At 38.2% G+C, this 17,523-nt stretch carries 14 protein-coding genes; 7 read left to right on the forward strand and 7 right to left on the reverse strand.

Annotated features, from left to right (window positions below):
- Positions 1 to 564: 564 nt before the first annotated feature.
- From dpaL to H5084_RS05085, 3 genes are all read right to left on the reverse strand, one after another.
- Positions 565 to 1,737 carry a diaminopropionate ammonia-lyase gene (dpaL, locus tag H5084_RS05075; RefSeq protein ID WP_182689737.1) on the reverse strand — a complete coding sequence of 391 codons (1,173 nt, stop codon included), beginning with the start codon at positions 1,735 to 1,737 and terminating at the stop codon, positions 565 to 567.
- A 100-nt stretch (positions 1,738 to 1,837) separates the two neighbouring features.
- Complete coding sequence (locus tag H5084_RS05080) at positions 1,838 to 2,218, reverse strand: RidA family protein (RefSeq protein WP_182689738.1); 381 nt, start codon at positions 2,216 to 2,218, stop codon at positions 1,838 to 1,840.
- Between the two features lie 9 nt (positions 2,219 to 2,227).
- On the reverse strand, positions 2,228 to 2,884 hold the full coding sequence (locus tag H5084_RS05085; protein WP_182689739.1) for a transcriptional regulator: 657 nt from the start codon (positions 2,882 to 2,884) through the stop codon (positions 2,228 to 2,230).
- Between the two features lie 389 nt (positions 2,885 to 3,273).
- Between H5084_RS05085 and H5084_RS05090 the strand changes: the two genes are divergently transcribed.
- From H5084_RS05090 to H5084_RS05115, 6 genes are all read left to right on the forward strand, one after another.
- Entirely contained in the window at positions 3,274 to 4,422 is a 1,149-nt protein-coding gene (locus H5084_RS05090) for a M20 aminoacylase family protein (RefSeq protein WP_182689740.1), read from the forward strand.
- A 334-nt stretch (positions 4,423 to 4,756) separates the two neighbouring features.
- Positions 4,757 to 5,923: a Xaa-Pro peptidase family protein gene (locus H5084_RS05095; RefSeq protein ID WP_182689741.1), complete on the forward strand. Its 1,167-nt coding sequence runs from the start codon at positions 4,757 to 4,759 to the stop codon at positions 5,921 to 5,923.
- Positions 5,924 to 6,565: 642 nt separating this feature from the next.
- The gene (uhpT, locus tag H5084_RS05100; RefSeq protein WP_259396685.1) at positions 6,566 to 7,981 is read left to right on the forward strand and encodes a hexose-6-phosphate:phosphate antiporter; all 1,416 of its coding nucleotides are present in this window, start codon (positions 6,566 to 6,568) and stop codon (positions 7,979 to 7,981) included.
- Between the two features lie 212 nt (positions 7,982 to 8,193).
- Entirely contained in the window at positions 8,194 to 8,802 is a 609-nt protein-coding gene (gene uhpA / locus H5084_RS05105; RefSeq protein ID WP_182689742.1) for a transcriptional regulator UhpA, read from the forward strand.
- Positions 8,802 to 10,313, forward strand: coding sequence for a signal transduction histidine-protein kinase/phosphatase UhpB (gene uhpB, locus H5084_RS05110; RefSeq protein ID WP_182689743.1), 1,512 nt, complete (start codon positions 8,802 to 8,804; stop codon positions 10,311 to 10,313). The genes uhpA and uhpB overlap by 1 nt, the downstream gene beginning before the upstream one ends.
- A gap of 72 nt (positions 10,314 to 10,385) precedes the next feature.
- Positions 10,386 to 11,714 carry an MFS transporter gene (locus H5084_RS05115; protein ID WP_182689744.1) on the forward strand — a complete coding sequence of 443 codons (1,329 nt, stop codon included), beginning with the start codon at positions 10,386 to 10,388 and terminating at the stop codon, positions 11,712 to 11,714.
- Positions 11,715 to 12,152: 438 nt separating this feature from the next.
- Here H5084_RS05115 and H5084_RS05120 read toward each other — a convergent pair whose 3' ends face one another.
- From H5084_RS05120 to phnW, 4 genes are read right to left on the reverse strand one after another with little or no spacing between them, the layout of a single operon-like run.
- Complete coding sequence (locus H5084_RS05120; protein ID WP_182689745.1) at positions 12,153 to 12,821, reverse strand: HAD family phosphatase; 669 nt, start codon at positions 12,819 to 12,821, stop codon at positions 12,153 to 12,155.
- A 59-nt stretch (positions 12,822 to 12,880) separates the two neighbouring features.
- Positions 12,881 to 13,747 carry a phosphonoacetaldehyde hydrolase gene (phnX, locus tag H5084_RS05125; RefSeq protein WP_182689839.1) on the reverse strand — a complete coding sequence of 289 codons (867 nt, stop codon included), beginning with the start codon at positions 13,745 to 13,747 and terminating at the stop codon, positions 12,881 to 12,883.
- 16 nt (positions 13,748 to 13,763) lie between these two features.
- A complete protein-coding gene (locus tag H5084_RS05130; protein WP_182689746.1) occupies positions 13,764 to 15,143 on the reverse strand; it encodes an aspartate aminotransferase family protein in 1,380 nt (459 codons plus the stop codon).
- Entirely contained in the window at positions 15,140 to 16,246 is a 1,107-nt protein-coding gene (gene phnW, locus H5084_RS05135; RefSeq protein ID WP_182689747.1) for a 2-aminoethylphosphonate--pyruvate transaminase, read from the reverse strand. The genes H5084_RS05130 and phnW overlap by 4 nt, the downstream gene beginning before the upstream one ends.
- 239 nt (positions 16,247 to 16,485) lie before the next feature.
- Here phnW and H5084_RS05140 point away from each other — a divergent pair, with 239 nt between their 5' ends.
- A complete protein-coding gene (locus tag H5084_RS05140; RefSeq protein WP_182689748.1) occupies positions 16,486 to 17,493 on the forward strand; it encodes a putative 2-aminoethylphosphonate ABC transporter substrate-binding protein in 1,008 nt (335 codons plus the stop codon).
- Positions 17,494 to 17,523 lie beyond the last annotated feature (30 nt).

A 17,523-nucleotide genomic window follows, 5' to 3' on the forward strand; every position in this document is an offset into this window, starting at 1 on the left:
GAAAGAGTTGTTGCCACTGTGCGCTTGTTCTGTAAGTTTGCATTATCTGATCCGAATTTATTATTGAGCAGATATTTTTAAACAATCAGAAAGTCGATACTAGGTGTGCTTTGCTAGACGCTTACGTTGTAAGCAGCTGTCCTCAATTTTAATATTTATTCTTCGACTTACTAGGCTTAATAAAGCTAGTTCAATATCTGAATCCTTTGTTCAACTTTTTTACAAATACGGAATAAAGTACCAAGAACGAAGAATGGATTCTCTCCCCAAACTATATTAATGACTCATTATATTAGTAAATAATATTGATGAGTAATCCATTGAGCAATGAAGTATAGCGTAGAGTATGCATGGGGTGATTGCCGGAAAAACCAGTTGACGAGAAACCTTAATCTAGCTTGATGATGCTTGTTAGACGGAGGATGTGGATTATAAAGATCAGCAAATAGAAATGCTTCTAACAGTGTTGTTTTACCATGTTTTTACTGGCTAAAGGGGGAAGTAGTGGGAATATACGCTCAGTCACTTAAGTAAAACAACGTATACCCCAAAAATTCAATTCACTTACAATGAATAGTGACCATTCCAAACAATATTTTGGTAGCTAACCGGGTTAGTATCTCCTTCAGTACTAAATACAAGTACTACTGACTCTTCATTTAACCCTAATTCTTTTGCTTGTTCTTTACCCGTTTTTGATTGTGCTAAAGCATAAAGTAAGCCTAGTGTTATAGCGCCTGACTCACCACTAGTGATAGCTTTATCACCTGGAAGTGGATTGGCTAAAACACGCATCCCCGTTGCACTGACATTATCACTAACACTAACAAAGTATTTACTGCAGTCTTTAAGAATGGGCCATGTAACAGGATTTGGTTCTCCGCAAGCAAGACCTGCCATGATGCTATTTAAGTCCCCACTAACGGCTTTTATTTCACCATCAGAGCTTGTGCCAGAAAGGTAAATACAGGCTACATTCTCGGGTTCAACAATAATTGAAGTGATATTGTCAGCGCCTAATGCATCTGCATAATACCCTAAAATCCCTCCGGCCATTGCACCAACACCTGCTTGTAATAAAAGATGAGTTGGTTTTATACCGTCAAGCTGAGTTAGTGCTTCAGCTGCCATTGTCATGTAGCCTTGTGATATCCATGTCGGAATTTGTTCATACCCATCCCAAGCCGTATCTTGTACTAAATCCCAATTATTGTTTTCTGCTGTTTGATTAGCAATCCGTACCGTATCGTCATAATTAACGTCAGTAACGATACACTCTGCGCCTAAACTGCGAATTCTATCAACACTTGCTTGTGCTGCGCCTTTAGGCATGTAAACCACTGCTTTTTGGCCCATTTCTCGAGCTGCCCAAGCGACACCTGTACCGTGATTACCCGCCGTAGCAGTGGTAAAAACCATTGGAGAGTCAAACTTTGACGCAACTGTTTTGAGGTCAATCTCTGAAATAGGGATATTGAGTTTGTCAGCAAGTAACTGACCTAATGCGTAAGAGCCACCAAGTACTTTAAAAGCATTAAGTCCAAAACGATGTGATTCATCTTTAACTAAAATATTTTTTAGTCCAAGTGATTTAGCAAGATCCTCTAACGAGATTAAAGGTGTTGGGGTATATCCTTCAATTTTCTGATGGAATGATTTAGCTTGCTCTGCTATTTCCTGGGTAAATAATTTAGAAGGTTGCGCATTAAAAAATGAGTTTGCACTTATTTTGATCATAGGTTACCTACAGAGATAATAAAAATGAAATTGATAATTAAACAGGCGATGGATATAACACTTTTTTCATACTGACTTAATTCAGTATAAAATTTATTAATTAAATCTTATAGGCAATAGCTTCAACTTCAATTAGTGCATCTTTTGGCAAACGAGCCGCTTCTACACATGAGCGAGCAGGTGCATTTTCAGCAAAGAACTCAGCATAAACTTCATTAAATGCAGTAAAGTCATTCATGTCCGCAATAAAACATGTTGTTTTAATTACTGTATCAGTAGATGCCCCAGCTGCTTCAAGCACAGTTACAAGGTTCTTTAGCACTTGGTAAGACTGCTCCTTGATGCCTCCTTCTACAAATGCCATGGAATCTACATCTAAACCTAGTTGGCCAGATGTAAATACAAGTTCACCAAATGTATTTGCTTGCGAGTAAGGGCCAATGGCTGCTGGTGCTTTTGCTGTATTGATGATTTTTTTCATAATCTTTTCCTAGGATTTAAATTCACGAATGTATTTATAAATTGCATGTTTTGATATTTTGAGTTCAAGAGCAACAAGTTGAGTTGCTTCTTTTAATTCAAAAACACCGTTTTCGAATAATCTACGTGTTATTTCTTTATTTCTTTGTTTAAGCATTACGTCTTTGTCGTTGTCGACATCAATAACGGTTTTCTTAAGAGATTCGTTAATAACATCACTAGCATTGGAGCTAAATAATTCTTGTACAGGAGGGGTATTAACACTTGGTAGAAATGCTTTTAGCACTTCATTAAAAGGCGCGGATAGATTTATATTCATACAAAATAAGCCTATCGGCTGCCCTTTTAAGCCTGTAATTACAAAGGTCGCTGATTTTAGTTCATCACCATTTGCATTTTTGGCAAAATATCCTTCTTGGACTTGGTTTTTATTTTTTTCATATTGCGCAAGCATTTTCAGTCCCAAGTCAGTAATGGGACTGCCGACTTTACGCCCTGTAATACTGCCATTTGAAATTTTAACAACAGAACGCTCTAATTCATCTAGGGAATGAATAACAATTTCACAGTGCTCTCCAATTAAAGAAGCAATGGTATCTGCCAGAGGAAAATAACTTTCTAGCTTTTTTTTATCTTCTTTACTCAGTTTTTTTGAGGTTATGTTCAAAATTATATCATCCGTTTGCTATTTTCAGTTAACAATAGGTTACTGTAAGGTTATCTTACTTTTATAATTATTTTCTGTAAAGCAATTATTTAATGAGCGTATTTTTTCTATTAGTTAGCTATTTTGACGGGAGCAACTTAAATAGAAAGTGCTTTTGTAAATATGTGAACTTGATTGGATGTCAGTTGTTTACTTTGTTTTGTGGCGGGTTTTTGGTTGGGTGACGAAATTGAAATAATAAAGTAGAGCGAAAAAATCTTTTGCTTGATTAAGTCATTTATTCTTGTCATGTTCTGTTTGTTATATTAATGTTAAGTCAACATAATTTAACTGTCTTGTTTGTAAAACAAGGTGATTTTTATTTTCAAATGGATAGCGTGGTATCTCATATGTTAAAAGAACAAATTACACAATGGCGTCACCAAATACACCAAAAACCAGAGTTTGGCTTTGACGAGCATGAAACTTCAGCCTTTGTTGCGCAAAAACTAGAAGAATTTGGAATAGAAGTGCACCGGAACATTGGACAAACAGGTGTAGTTGGTATTTTAAAGTGTGGTAGTAGTAATAAAAGCATTGGATTACGTGCGGATATGGATGCTCTTAAAATCAATGAAAAAAATGAGTTTAAGCACGCATCAAAGAATGAAGGTCTTATGCATGCCTGTGGGCATGATGGTCATACAAGCATGTTGCTCGGTGCTGCGAAGGTACTTTCAGAAAGTAAAATTTTTAATGGCACTATTTATTTTATTTTCCAGCCTTGTGAAGAGCATGGTTTAGGTGCAAAAGCGATGATAGCTGACGGCTTATTCACTCGTTGGAATATCGATGCTGTTTATGCAATGCATAATTTACCGGGAATAGAAGCAGGCTCATTTGCAACTACTTCTGGTTCTATCATGGCCAGTGAAAGTAACTTTGAAATTGAAGTCATTGCAACAGGAGGCCACGCTGCTATGCCATATATGGGGACAGATCCGATTGTTGTTGCCTCACAAATAGTCTGTGCATTACAAACAATTACTTCCCGTAATCTTGATTCTATCAAAGAACCTGCCGTTATTTCAGTTACTGAATTTGCAACAAACGGCACGGTAAACGTGATCCCATCACGAGTCACGATTAAAGGTGACACGCGTAGTTTTACTGATGAAGTATTGAAAAAAATTGAAAAAGCAATTGAACGTGTGACGGCAGGTTGTTGCATGGCTGCAGGTGTTGATTATAAATATGACTTTAATAATTCCTTTTTATCCACAATAAATACCGAAGCTGAAGCCCTAAATGCGGTTGCGGCTGCACAAACTGTGGTCGGAGAAGATAGAGTGAATGGTAGTTGTCATCCGTTTACGATAAGTGAAGACTTTTCATTTATGCAACGCGAAGTACCTAGTTGTTATATTTTGATCGGTAATGGTATTGGTGAAGTCGGCGGCTGTGCATTACATAATGCTTTATATGATTTTAATGATGAAGTGTTATTAATTGGTGTGGAGTTTTGGAAAGTATTGGTTGAGCAACAATTGAAAATATAACCATTATCTTTTGTTGTCACTCTCGGTTGATTGTTTATCTTTATTTTTGTATTAGCACGAGCTTAAAACTAACTCGTACTGCCCCTTGGTCTTGATATACAGTTATGTCTCGTATTTCAACTTTGTAATCAGTTACTTGTTGATTGCGTTTAAAAAGTCCTCTAAACACTAGGGGTATATAGTTTTGAGCATCGATCTATTAATAATTGATGAGTGAGTTAATGATAAATTTTTAGTTATTCATAGAGATATAAACCAGTTCAGGAATATTTCGGATAATAGTTAATATTAAGTGATTTTGTTGTTTTGAAAGTATCTAAAAGGAAGTTTAGTTATGTCTAGTCATCTTGAACGCGGTTTTACATTGGCAGAATTTGAACATAGAACCGCTCGTGCACAGCGAGTGATGCATGAAAAGAAATTGGATGCGATGCTCTTCACAACAGAGCCTAACGTTCGTTATTTTTCTGGGTTTCAAACTCAGTTTTGGCATAGCCCAACACGTCCTTGGTTTCTAGTTATTCCTGCAGAGGGAAAACCCATTGCGGTTATTCCTGAAATTGGTGCGAGCGGTATGGCGGGGACTTGGATTGATAACATTATTACGTGGGCATCACCTTGTCCTGAAGACGATGGTGTTAGCTTATTAGCAAATGTCTTAAATGGTATAGCAAGTAGGTATGGGCGTATTGGCGTTACAATGGGTATTGAGTCACATTTACGTATGCCTATTAATAACTTTTTAGAATTAAGGGGGCGCGTTAAAAAAGAGTTTGTAGATATTTCTTTGGCTACACATGAACTTCGTCAAATTAAATCCCAAGCAGAAATTGAGAAAATACGCGAAATCTGTCGCATTACTAATGTAGGCTTTGCAAACTTACCTAATTACGCTCAAGTGGGAATGTCTGAGAGAGAAATTTGTAAAAGGTTCCGTATTGACCTGTTACAAGAGGGCGCTGATGAGTGCCCATATATCATTAGTGGCTCTGGCGCAGATGGTTACGACAGTATTATTATGGGTCCAACTGATCGTGTTATTCAGGAGGGGGATGTGTTGATTATTGATACTGGTGCTGTTCGAGATGGTTACTTTTCTGACTTTGATCGAAATTGGGCATTTGGACATGTGAGTGAAGAAACTAAAGCAGCCTATCGAGCTACATATGAGGCAACAACCAAAGGTTTTGAAGCTGCTAAACCTGGAGCGACAACGACCGATATATACAATGCGATGTGGAGTGTATTAGAAGCAAATGGGGCATTAGGTAACGATGTTGGACGCCTTGGTCACGGTTTAGGGATAGAGTTAACGGAGCGCCCATCAAATACTGCAACTGATAATAGTGTATTAAAACCGGGTATGGTAATGACGCTTGAACCTGGAATGGTTTACGCCCCTGGTAAGTCAATGGTACATGAAGAGAATATAGTAATCACAGAAGATGGGGCTGAATGGCTAACTCAGCGTGCTGAAGCTGAAATTATTATTATAAATTAATTTGACGTATATGTTCAGTCGCGACGTGTAAGGCTTTTTGTGAATGAAAATTTATTGAGTTTTTGATATTTCAATAAAAACAGTATAGCTGCTTATTTATAATCCTAGCATTTGGAAAAGGATAAGTAGTTATACTCACTAATCTATTTCAACTTTAAGCGTCTAGCTAACTACACCTTTTTTTAACATTCCATTGTAACTTTAGCCATCTAATTAAACATTGATAAACCCTCAACTAAGCTAGGGTGACTCGCATAAGTTTTACCGTGCCAAAACATTCGATCTTTACAACCGTTTGCTCCGTCAGATATAGCCAAAAAAGGGAGAAAAATACTCTTTAACTTTTTTCTTTAAACTGCATTATCTAACGAATACCTATTATTAAACGACTGCTATAAAAAACGACTCATTTCACACTTTTCAAACAAACTAATAAAACTAAGCCTTTTTCCTAATTGCTTTAGGTCGCCTTCTCACGCCCTGTGAAAATGAACACTTTAAAATCTGCCGCATATCTGGTCGGTTATCCTTTTTGTTGTTTAGCAAAAATCAATAATACAGCCAGCTGATATTCACCGGGTACTGACACTGACTGTATTCGGCAACTTATATTTTAGTATTGAACTCAATTAAGGACCCCTTATGTTTAAAATGTTAAAAGTGTTGGAGCAGGTTAGGAAACCTACCATGGACCTCCCCGTGGAAGTACGTCGTAAAATGTGGTTCAAACCATTCATTCAATCATATTTGGTTGTTTTTATTGGTTATATGGCAATGTATTTAACACGTAAAAACTTCAATGTCGCTCAAAATGACATGATTGATACATACGGTTTATCAATGACTGACCTAGGATTAATTGGTTTGGGGTTTTCTATTGCTTATGGCATAGGTAAAACCGTTGTTTCATATTATGCAGATGGGAAAAATACCAAGCAGTTTTTACCTTTTATGTTGATTTTATCTGGGATCATGATGATAGGTTTCAGCATGAGCCTCGGGGGATCAAGTATCAGTATATTCTTAATGATGGCATTTTATGGTCTAAGCGGTTTCTTTCAAAGTACAGGGGGACCATCAAGTTATTCAACTATAACCAAATGGACGCCACGTAATAAGCGAGGATCTTATTTAGGGCTATGGAATATGTCTCACAATGTTGGTGGTGCTGCCGCCGCTGGTGTTGCACTGTTTGGATCTCATTATTTATTCGGTGGCCATGTAATTGGTATGTTTATCTTTCCTGCTGTTATTGCCATCATCGTGGGTTTTATTGGTCTACGTTTCGGGAATGACTCTCCGGAAGCTTACGGATTAGGGCCCGTTGAAGAGCTTTTTGGTGAAGAAATTAGCGATGAAGATATCGATGCTGAAAAAAATGAAATGAGCAAAAAAGAATTGTTTGTTAAATATATACTTAAAAACAAAGTGATTTGGCTACTTTGTTTTGCAAACATTTTCTTATATATCGTACGTATAGGTATTGACCAGTGGTCTTCAGTTTATGCTTACCAAGTACTTGGAATGTCTAAAGAAACGGCAATAACAGGTTTCACGTTATTTGAAGTTGGTGCGCTAGTCGGTACCTTAATGTGGGGATACCTTTCAGATCTTGCAAATGGAAGGCGTGCTCTGGTTGCTTGTGTCTCATTGGTTCTAATTGTCTTTACACTAGAATTTTATCAACATGCTACTAATGAATATATGTATCTTGGTTCGTTATTCGTACTTGGGTTCTTAGTCTTTGGTCCACAGCTTCTGATTGGTGTTGCTGCTGTTGGTTTTGTTCCTAAAAAAGCTATCAGTGTTGCTGATGGTGTAAAAGGTACATTTGCATACTTGATTGGTGATAGTTTTGCAAAATTGGGTTTAGGTCTTATCGCAGATGGAACTCCTATATTTGGATTGACAGGATGGGCTGGTACGTTTGCTGCTCTTAATGCATCGGCAGTAATATGTATTGCATTAATGGTTTGTGTCGCAATTGCTGAAGAGAACAAAATTAGACGTGAAAAACGCATTCAACGTAATCTATATACAGCCAAGGAAGTTCTGTAAAGATTAAAGTATTTAGGTAAAGAAGGAGGCGAAATAAAACTGTTGGTGTTTTGTCTCTTTTATTAAATTAATGTCGCTTCATTCTTAACTTGGATATTATTTAAAGTAATCAAGTTTAGAATGAAAGTGTAAATATATTGAGACGTTGAGTACTATTGCTTACCTTGTAAGAACGATGTAATTTACATTTTATTTTCTTTGGATTTATTCATATGATCAACGTTGCCTTAATTGATGATCACATCATTGTTCGCTCCGGATTTGCACAGCTGCTCTCATTAGAAAACGATGTTGAAGTAACTGGGGAATTTAGCTCTGTTGCAGAGGCCCGTAAAGGCTTGCCAGGCATAAACGCAGATGTCTGTATTATTGATATATCAATGCCAGATGAAAGTGGTCTTTCTTTATTAGAGGTAATGCCGAAAGGGATCGCTTGCATCATGCTTAGCGTACATGACTCTATTGCAATTATAGAAAAAGCACTGGAATCAGGTGCTCGAGGTTATTTGACCAAACGTTGCAACCCTGATGAACTAGTACAGGCTGTTCGAACTGTTGCTAGTGGAGGATGTTATTTGACTCCTGATATTGCTATGAAATTAGTTACTCCAGACGGTCGTCGAAAGTCCATTGAACAGCTTACGAAACGTGAACATCAAATAGGCGAAATGCTGGCATCAGGGTTAGATGTAAAAAGTGTTGCCATACAACTGGGATTGAGTCATAAAACAGTTCATGTACACAGAGCCAATGCAATGGATAAATTGAATGTTAAAAATAATGTTGAACTTGCTAAGTTTTTTACAATTCAAGGCTTATAGTGTCTAGTTATTGGATAAAGTTATTTTGTGGGTGGCTATTGGTCTCCTGCAGTTGGTTTTGTCTTTGGGTACTTTCTTATTATTTTATCCTTAACCTTGAATTGGCTATTCTTTTTTTTCCTTTTGCACTACGTCTCGGGATTACTTTACACACATCAAAGCACTTTTGGCCTGCAATATATGGAGCCGAATTATTACTAATGATGTCATTGGCTATTTTACTTGAGCAGTCACAATGGGGCGCTGTGATTGTTGCTAGTATTTGCAGTATTCCTATTACTTGGTGTGCACAAAAATTTTATTTTGGATCTCAATTACGTCGACTCTATGTAATGGGTGCTGTAATAATATCAATCGCTTTAATTAATTCACTAACCTTTTATTTTTGGTTCGATAACACTTGGATTGTTTTTCTTATCAGTATTACTGGAGGATTAATGTTAGTGCCAAGTTGCTATTTGGTATGGAGTTATCTATTTCAAAACACTTGGATACCCTTAACTGTTAATTTGGTTGCTAAACCTGTAGATATGCGTAGCCGTCATATCGTATTTTATTTATTATTGTTTATTTTAAATATCGTTGTTCAACTTGGCCTACCTGATGATTTACGTCGTTTTGCACCATTTTGTTTAGCAATTCCTATCATACTACTGGCATTTCGATATGGTTGGAAAGGGGCCTTATTGGGAACATTACTCAACAGTGTTGCACTGATAGCCGCGCGTAATGGTACTAACAATATGGAAATTACAGATCTTCTTTTGTCTCTTTCCGCCCAGAGTTTAACTGGTATTTTATTAGGGATAGGGATCCAGCGTCAAAGAGAGCTGAATCATCAATTACGTTACGAATTAGGCAGAAATCACAGTTTATCTCGAGAGCTTATCAAAACTGAGGAATCTATACGTAAAGACATCGCACGTGAACTTCATGATGAAATTGGGCAGAACATTACAGCAATTCGCACTCAGGCAAACATTATCAAACGTGTTGAGAATACCTTAGTCGGAGAGCGTTGTGCATCAATAATAGAAAATCTTTCGTTGAATATCTATGACACAACCAAAGGGTTACTTACTCGTTTACGCCCCAAAACATTAGATGACCTTGGTTTACAAGAGGCAATACATCAATTAATACGGGAACTTGAATGTGAATTAAATGGGCTGATAGTCACTATTATTTGGAATGATTCAGTAAAACAAGGTATTGAGCTTAGCGATGCGACTAATGTCACTCTTTATCGAATTTGTCAGGAAGCATTGAATAATATGATTAAATACGCTCAAGCAACCGAGGCAACTGTCGAACTTACTATTAATCATGAAGTACATTTAACCATCAAAGACAACGGTATTGGCTTCAAACAAGAAGATACTTTAAGTGGGTTTGGGTTAAGAGGGATGCGAGAGCGAGTACAGGTGTTAGGAGGGAAGTTTATACTGACGACTCAATCTGAGAGCCTTATATCGGGAACTGAGCTTAAGGTTGTTTTGCCGATGTTGTAACTCACATGAATAAACTTGCTTATTTATTCCTTTATTAGACCTTTACTCATTGCAACATTAAGATTTAATTTTATGATTTCTTTTTTAAAGTCAGAACAAAATGATCAAATAATAAATGACCCCGAACAGGTAGATGCTCTTTACAAATATTGGCGTTTCCACATCATGTTTACTATGTATATTGGCTATGCGATGTTTTACTTTACGCGTAAAAGCTTTAATTATGCAATGCCGGCAATGATTATAGATCTCGGATTAGATAAAGCTGATATTGGTATGATGGGGACCTTGTTTTACCTTACTTATGGATGCTCAAAATTTTTATCAGGTATCGTGTCTGATGGATCTAACCCCCGTTATTTCATGGGGATTGGTCTTATTATGACAGGTATTATTAATATTTTATTTGGTTTTTCTAGTAGCGTACTGATGTTAACCACATTATGGATATTTAACGCATTTTTCCAAGGATGGGGGTGGCCATCTTGCTCAAAGCTTTTGACTACATGGTACTCCCGCTCTGAGCGAGGTTTCTGGTGGGCTTTGTGGAATACTGCGCATAATGTAGGAGGGGCATTAATTCCATTGTTAGTTGGTTATGTTACTCTACATTACAGTTGGCGTTATGGATTTATCATACCTGGGATGTTAGCGGTATTCACTGGATTTTTTCTTTGTTGGCGTTTACGTGACAAACCTGTATCACTAGGGCTCCCCTCAGTTGGACACTGGCGTAAAGATACATTAGAGCTTACCCATGAAAATGAAGGTATCGGGTTAAGCCACAAAGAAATATTACAAAAATATGTATTGAATAATAAATATATATGGTTGCTAGCGTGTAGCTATGTTTTAGTTTATATCGTGCGTACCGCTATTAACGATTGGGGGAATTTATATTTAACAGAGGAACATAATTACGACTTAATTACAGCTAATAGTGCTTTATCACTTTTTGAAATTGGTGGGTTTGCCGGTTCTCTGGTCGCTGGTTGGGGATCTGATAAAGTATTTGGAGGTAACCGTGGGCCAATGAATTTAATATTTTCTATCGGTATATTTTTAGCCGTAGCTGCATTATGGTTAATGCCTCTTACTGGTTTTATTTTACAAGCAGGTTGTTTTTTTGCGGTAGGTTTTTTTGTTTTTGGGCCTCAAATGTTAATTGGTATGGCAGCAGCTGAATGCTCGCATAAAGACTCGGCAGGCGCCGCTACAGGGTTTGTCGGTTTATTTGCTTATATGGGAGCTGCACTTGCAGGTTACCCGTTAGCACTTATTATGGAGCAATATCATTGGACTGGATTTTTTGTCATCATTTCTTGTGCCGCAGCTGCTATCGGTCTTCTTTTATTACCTTTTTTAAAGGCTCAGTCATCAAGTAATCTGGAAATATATTAACCCTTATCATTGATATAATAGTTAGAGAGGTCAAATTGGCGCAGTATTGCCGTATAAATTTAGATGACTTTTCTTTCAATGAGACTCTTTTGTGAGGAGTAAAACGAGATCTGCAATGATACTGTGATTCAGTGATATGTAATGAATCGGTCATTTTCTCGCTCAGTTTAGGTACAAGCAGGCTGATGAATAAGCCTATACTCTCATGGGAACTTTCTGCTCTTTTGTTGAGTGGATAGGGATAGTTACGCCCATAACTTAGGTTAAGGCATATGCTGCTATAGAGTGTTTACAACTCGACTTTCTACCTTGGCTCGGGGTACCTGTCGTCTTATAAAATACTATTTATTTTGCATTGGAGTGCAACATTAGTTGACCACAATATGGTGGAGTCTACTGTTAATTTCAATGTGTCCCCACCCTGTCAAAAGAGCTTTATTAATCTCCAATCCAACTAAGGTGTTGCCAGTTATTTTGCCTTGCTTTACTTGCTAGCATGGCACAAGGGTTAACTACATTAACAATATCAGCAAACTCGCATAAGCTTAAATCGTTAATAGAATCAGTATAAAAATGTAAGGTTTGATACTGATTAATTTGATTTTTCAACCATGCTTTTAGGCGTATCACTTTACCATTTTGATAACTTGCTACGCCTTTTATTTGAGCGCTATAGAAGTTGTTGTTTGTCTCTAAATCTATCGCCAAATGATGTTTAATGTTTAAATGTTTCGCTATTTCTGAGACTAAGAAGTTAACCGTTGCAGAGATGATGATGATCTCTTTACCTTGACCTTGTAACTGATTTATAAGTTGGCGTGCTTGCGGGAATATTCTTGGGGTAATATCGTTTTCGACAAATTTTTTAACAAGCTTCTCTATTTTTATAACGGGTATATTTGTAAGAGGAGCTATACAGAAATTAAGGTATTGCTGCATATTCAACTTACCTTCGCTATATAGTTTCATCAGGCGTTTATCTTCTTCTAAAAAGCTCGCATTTAATATAAAACCTTCTTTTACCAAAAATTGATGCCATAGCATCGCGCTATCACCATTTAATAGAGTTTCATCGAGATCGAAGATATAAAGCTCATTATTGTTCATTGTATAAACCTATTGTTTTTTTGTTAAATTAGGGGAAGAACTCCCCCATCAATACTCAGTTATGGGCGTTCGCCTGTTCTTAATCGTTGTTCAATTTCTGCTACGATAGCGGGCAAATCATTAATCGTATCAATCAGAAAGTGTGGGTTTGATTTTTGCATTACTAAGCGTGCTTTATCACGTGCATTTTCTAGTGTTGCTGGGCAAGCATCTTGGAACTGCTGCGCTGTTAAACCTGCTTCATTACCAGAGAGCAATAACCCCACTGTCCACATACCTGCATTACGGCCTTCATCAATACCAGGTGTTGAATCATCGACTTTAATACAGTTAGCCACGTTGCTAACCCCTAACTCAATAACATTTTTTAATGCCATATGTGGAGCAGGGCGTCCGCCGTGGGTTAAATCGTCAGTAGCCACCACACAATCTGGTTGGTAGCCATGTTGAGCCGCAGCTGGAATTAAAATATCCATCACCGCACGAGGATAACCACTGCATGAACCAATTTTAATGCCTTGCTTTTTTAGGTCATTCACTACATTAACCGCGTTTAAAATAGGCTCTACGTGGTCAACAACTTTTGCTTTTTGTAGAGGAATAAAGCGCTCATAAATTAAGTCGATATCTTTATCTAGCATAGCTTGGCCAAATTTTTCAAACCAACGTTGTGCCACGCTGTCTAATTGACCCACGGCTTTAATATGGTCCCACTTTCCTAGGCCCATTGGCACACGCGCTTCTGCTAAAGTAATATCAAAATCATATTCTGTTTTAAAGGCTTCCACAAAAATAGTGGTTGGTGCAAAAGATCCAAAATCGACAATCGTGCCAGCCCAATCAAAAATAACGGCTTCTACTGCTGATTGGCTCTGTACTGGCTTGGCTGTTGCGTTCTGTTTTAGATTATTTGTTACGTTAGGCATTGCGTTAGACATTGCGTTAGACATAGTTAAATTCCTTGCTGATCTTGTTAAGTGCAGTTGCAAAAATAGTAAGTGCTTGGTTAAGTTGTTTTCGAGTAATTATCAGCGGTGGACTCAGCTGAATAACATTACCCTGTGAGACTTTAAAGCTCAGACCTTGTGTTAGGCATTCATAGAGCATGGCTTCTGCTTCATCAAAGGCACGGGTTTTATGTTGTTGTGAGCTCACCAGTTCAACACCCCACAACAAACCGATACCGCGGACATCACCGATGATTGAAAATTGCTCTTTTAGCTTAAGGAGTCGTTGCTTTATAAAGGCACTGTCGTCTTGGACTTTACTCAGTAGGTTTTCTTGCTCAATAACGTGCATCGTCGCAAGTGCAGCTGCACAACCAATAGGGCTTTTTTCATGGGTGTAATGGCCTAATGATATTTGTGTCGCAGTATTGTATTTATCTTTAGTGACCATCGCTGCCATCGGCACTAAACCACCACCTAAACCTTTACCGATACATAAAATATCAGGTTCAATATCAAAGGCTTGATGGGTAAACCAGTAGCCGCTTCGACCCATGCCATTAGGAATATCATCAATGATCAGTAATACATTATGTTTATCGCAAATTTCACGAACGCGTTTCCAGTAAGTTTTACTGGGTACTTGTACGTCGGTATTACGTACCGCTTCTGCGATAAATACACCAATACCGCCTTCTTTTTCAATTACATACTCAAGGTAATCTGCATAATGTACATCACTTCCGTCGGGTGATGTCAGGGCTCCACGATAAGTAACAGGAGGTGGAATACGTTCAATACCCGCCATTAATGGACCCATACCTTCACGAAAGCAGGCTTCTCCACCAACTGAAATTGCATCCAGAGACGCGCCATGAAATGAATCCCATAACGACACTACTTTGTAATTACCTGTGATGTAGCGTGCCAGTTTGAGAGCCATACCAATCACTGATGTGCCACCGGGTGCAAATAACACGCGGTTAAGCTCACCACCACAAATTTCTGCTAGTTTTTCAGCGCATTCAATCGCGGTCTCGTTGGTAAAACGTCTTGGTGAAAAGGGCAGGTTGGCTATTTGCTCAACCACTTTTTGTGTCACAACAGGGTGCCCGTAACCGAGCTGGTGGACATTGTTACCATGAAAATCCATATAGCTATGGCCACTACTATCGGTAATAGTAATACCGTCAGCTGCTTGTAAACTATTCATACAAGGTGTCGACATTGACTGATGTAAAAACACATTGGCATCACGCTCAAGCAATAATTTTGTTTGGCTATGCTGTCGCTGTTGTTGCCACTTTTCTCGTGCTTCGGTGGTGTTAACATCACCTTCGCAACGTAAATGTTTGCTCTCAATGGCGATACTCATGCCACTTCTTCCCAATACATAACGCTTTTAATGGCTGCAATTAATCGGGTGATATCCTCAGGATAAACCTCTCCAATATTGCCAATTCTAAAGCACTCAGCATTACTGACTTTACCCGGATAGATAACAAAACCTTCAGCTTTTAAGCGCTCATAAAAGGTTTTGAAATTATATTGAGGTTCTGTTGGTGAATAAAAAGAAGTAATAATGGGGGAGTGTTGGTGGTCAGGTAATAATGTTTCAAAACCTAATTTACGCATGCCTTTGACCAGTGTTAATTGGTTAGTTTGGTAACGTATTTGGCGTTGTTTGATGCCACCCTCTTGTTCTAGCTCTAATAGGGCTTGATAAAAAGCCCGCACGGTATGGGTTGGTGAGGTGAAGCGCCACTTACCATTATTTTCTTGCATACATAACCATTGCGCGTGTAAATCTAAAGAAAGCGAACGTGCTTGGCCTTTACAGCGTTCGAGTTGATTCTGTTTTGCAATCACAAAACCAAAGCCGGGTACGCCTTGAATACACTTATTAGCAGAGCTGATCATAAAGTCGATATCTAACTCACCAATATCCATTTCAATGCCTCCAAAACTCGACATTGCATCGACAATCACTACTTTGTTATGGGCTTTGGCTATTTTACAAAATGCTTCAATCGGATTTAACATACCAGTGGTTGTTTCGCAGTGCACCATTGCAACATGTGTGATGGCAGTGTCTTCAATTAAAACTTCCTCAAGCAACTGTAAGTTAGCTTGTTCAGTTTCATCTTGTCTAATGGTGGTGCTATCAATGTGCAAATAATCAGTTATTTCAGCAATACGTGCTCCGTATGCGCCATTATCAATGACTAATAACTTATCTTGTTTGCCTAATGCGCTACCAATTGTTGCTTCGACCGAAGCGGTGCCAGAGCCTTGCATCAATACACTGGTGTAATTATTTTTATTCGTCGCTAGCTTCACTAACTTGGCGCGGATCACCTGCACAATCTCTTTGTTGTATTGATCATCCCAGGTACACCAATCATTAAGCATTGCTTGGCGAACGGTTTCTGACGTTGATAAAGGGCCGGGCGTAAGTAATAGGTAATCGTTTTTCATGTTTATTCCTAATTGGTGTAGACCAGAGTTTGCGGTTACTTTAACGGCACAAATTTAATCGGTAAATAGCAAAAGGGCAGGTTTAACAAAAGATTCATATTCAGAATATTTAGGTTTTTAAATAGAGGGTGATGTAAAAAAAGATACATAAAAGCGTAATGATTTTGTCATAAAGTGACGGTAAGGTTTGCCCCGTACAACTGGTACAGACCAAAAATAAATGTTAAATGGAGATTAATATGAAAGCTCGTTTTATGAAAACTGCCCTGGTAACTGCGTTAACCTTTTGTGCTGCAACTAGCTATGCACAACAGGAAGTAACAGTTTATACCGCCTTTGAAACGGATATTTTAGCTAAATACAAAAACGCATTTGAGCAAGAAAACCCGGATATATCGATTAAATGGGTACGTGATTCAACGGGCATCATGACCGCTAAATTACTGGCTGAAAAAAATAATCCACGTGCAGAAGTCGTATGGGGATTAGCGGGTTCTTCAATGGCGCTACTAAAGAGTGAAGGGATCCTAAAAAATTACACACCACAAGGATTAGATAAGCTTAATAATGATCTTAATGATCCACAAACGAGCCAAGCTTGGTTCGGTAACGATGCTTATTTTAATGCCATTTGTTTTAATAACATTGTGGCAAAGCAGCTTAATTTACCAAAACCTACTTCGTGGGATGATTTAACAAAACCTATTTATAAAGGCCATATTGCGATGCCAAATCCTGCCTCTTCAGGCACTGGCTATATGCAAGTATCGGCATGGTTGCAGAATATGGGTGAAGACAATGCATGGAATTACATGCAAAAACTAGACACTAATATTGCCCACTATACACATTCAGGATCAAAGCCATGCGTACAAGCGGGCATGGGGGAAGTGGCTATCGGTATTTCCATGGCGAGTCGTGGTGCTAAGTTGAAAACGCAAGGTGCACCACTCTCTCTCATTACACCAGAAGGCATTGGCTGGGAGTCTGAAGCCGTTGGGTTAGTTAAAGTTTCTGATGCCGCTAAACGTGTTGTTGATTGGTCTATCTCGAAAAATGCTAATGAGTTATACATCGAAATGTACCCGGTTGTTGCTCATAAAGAGGTGGCCTCAGTGATGACAAACTTCCCAAATGTAAAACAGGTGATGGCAAAAATGGATTTTGCGCGTATGGGTGATGAGCGTGCTGAAGTATTGAATAAATGGTCTAGCAAGTTTGATAGCAAGTCTGAACCAAAAAGCTAAATTAGTTTGAGGTAAGCAGGATTTTCCTGC

Source organism: Psychromonas sp. SR45-3 (assembly GCF_014163575.1).
Lineage (GTDB): Bacteria > Pseudomonadota > Gammaproteobacteria > Enterobacterales > Psychromonadaceae > Psychromonas > Psychromonas arctica.

What these genes read in the sequence shown, in the direction of transcription:
- dpaL (WP_182689737.1), bottom strand. Translation starts at nt 1,737, where the DNA reads ATGATCAAAATAAGTGCAAACTCATTTTTTAATGCGCAACCTTCTAAA.
- H5084_RS05080 (WP_182689738.1), bottom strand. Translation starts at nt 2,218, where the DNA reads ATGAAAAAAATCATCAATACAGCAAAAGCACCAGCAGCCATTGGCCCT.
- H5084_RS05090 (WP_182689740.1), top strand. Translation starts at nt 3,274, where the DNA reads ATGTTAAAAGAACAAATTACACAATGGCGTCACCAAATACACCAAAAA.
- H5084_RS05095 (WP_182689741.1), top strand. Translation starts at nt 4,757, where the DNA reads ATGTCTAGTCATCTTGAACGCGGTTTTACATTGGCAGAATTTGAACAT.
- uhpT (WP_259396685.1), top strand. Translation starts at nt 6,566, where the DNA reads ATGTTTAAAATGTTAAAAGTGTTGGAGCAGGTTAGGAAACCTACCATG.
- uhpA (WP_182689742.1), top strand. Translation starts at nt 8,194, where the DNA reads ATGATCAACGTTGCCTTAATTGATGATCACATCATTGTTCGCTCCGGA.
- H5084_RS05115 (WP_182689744.1), top strand. Translation starts at nt 10,386, where the DNA reads ATGATTTCTTTTTTAAAGTCAGAACAAAATGATCAAATAATAAATGAC.
- H5084_RS05120 (WP_182689745.1), bottom strand. Translation starts at nt 12,821, where the DNA reads ATGAACAATAATGAGCTTTATATCTTCGATCTCGATGAAACTCTATTA.
- phnX (WP_182689839.1), bottom strand. Translation starts at nt 13,747, where the DNA reads ATGCCTAACGTAACAAATAATCTAAAACAGAACGCAACAGCCAAGCCA.
- H5084_RS05130 (WP_182689746.1), bottom strand. Translation starts at nt 15,143, where the DNA reads ATGAGTATCGCCATTGAGAGCAAACATTTACGTTGCGAAGGTGATGTT.
- phnW (WP_182689747.1), bottom strand. Translation starts at nt 16,246, where the DNA reads ATGAAAAACGATTACCTATTACTTACGCCCGGCCCTTTATCAACGTCA.
- H5084_RS05140 (WP_182689748.1), top strand. Translation starts at nt 16,486, where the DNA reads ATGAAAGCTCGTTTTATGAAAACTGCCCTGGTAACTGCGTTAACCTTT.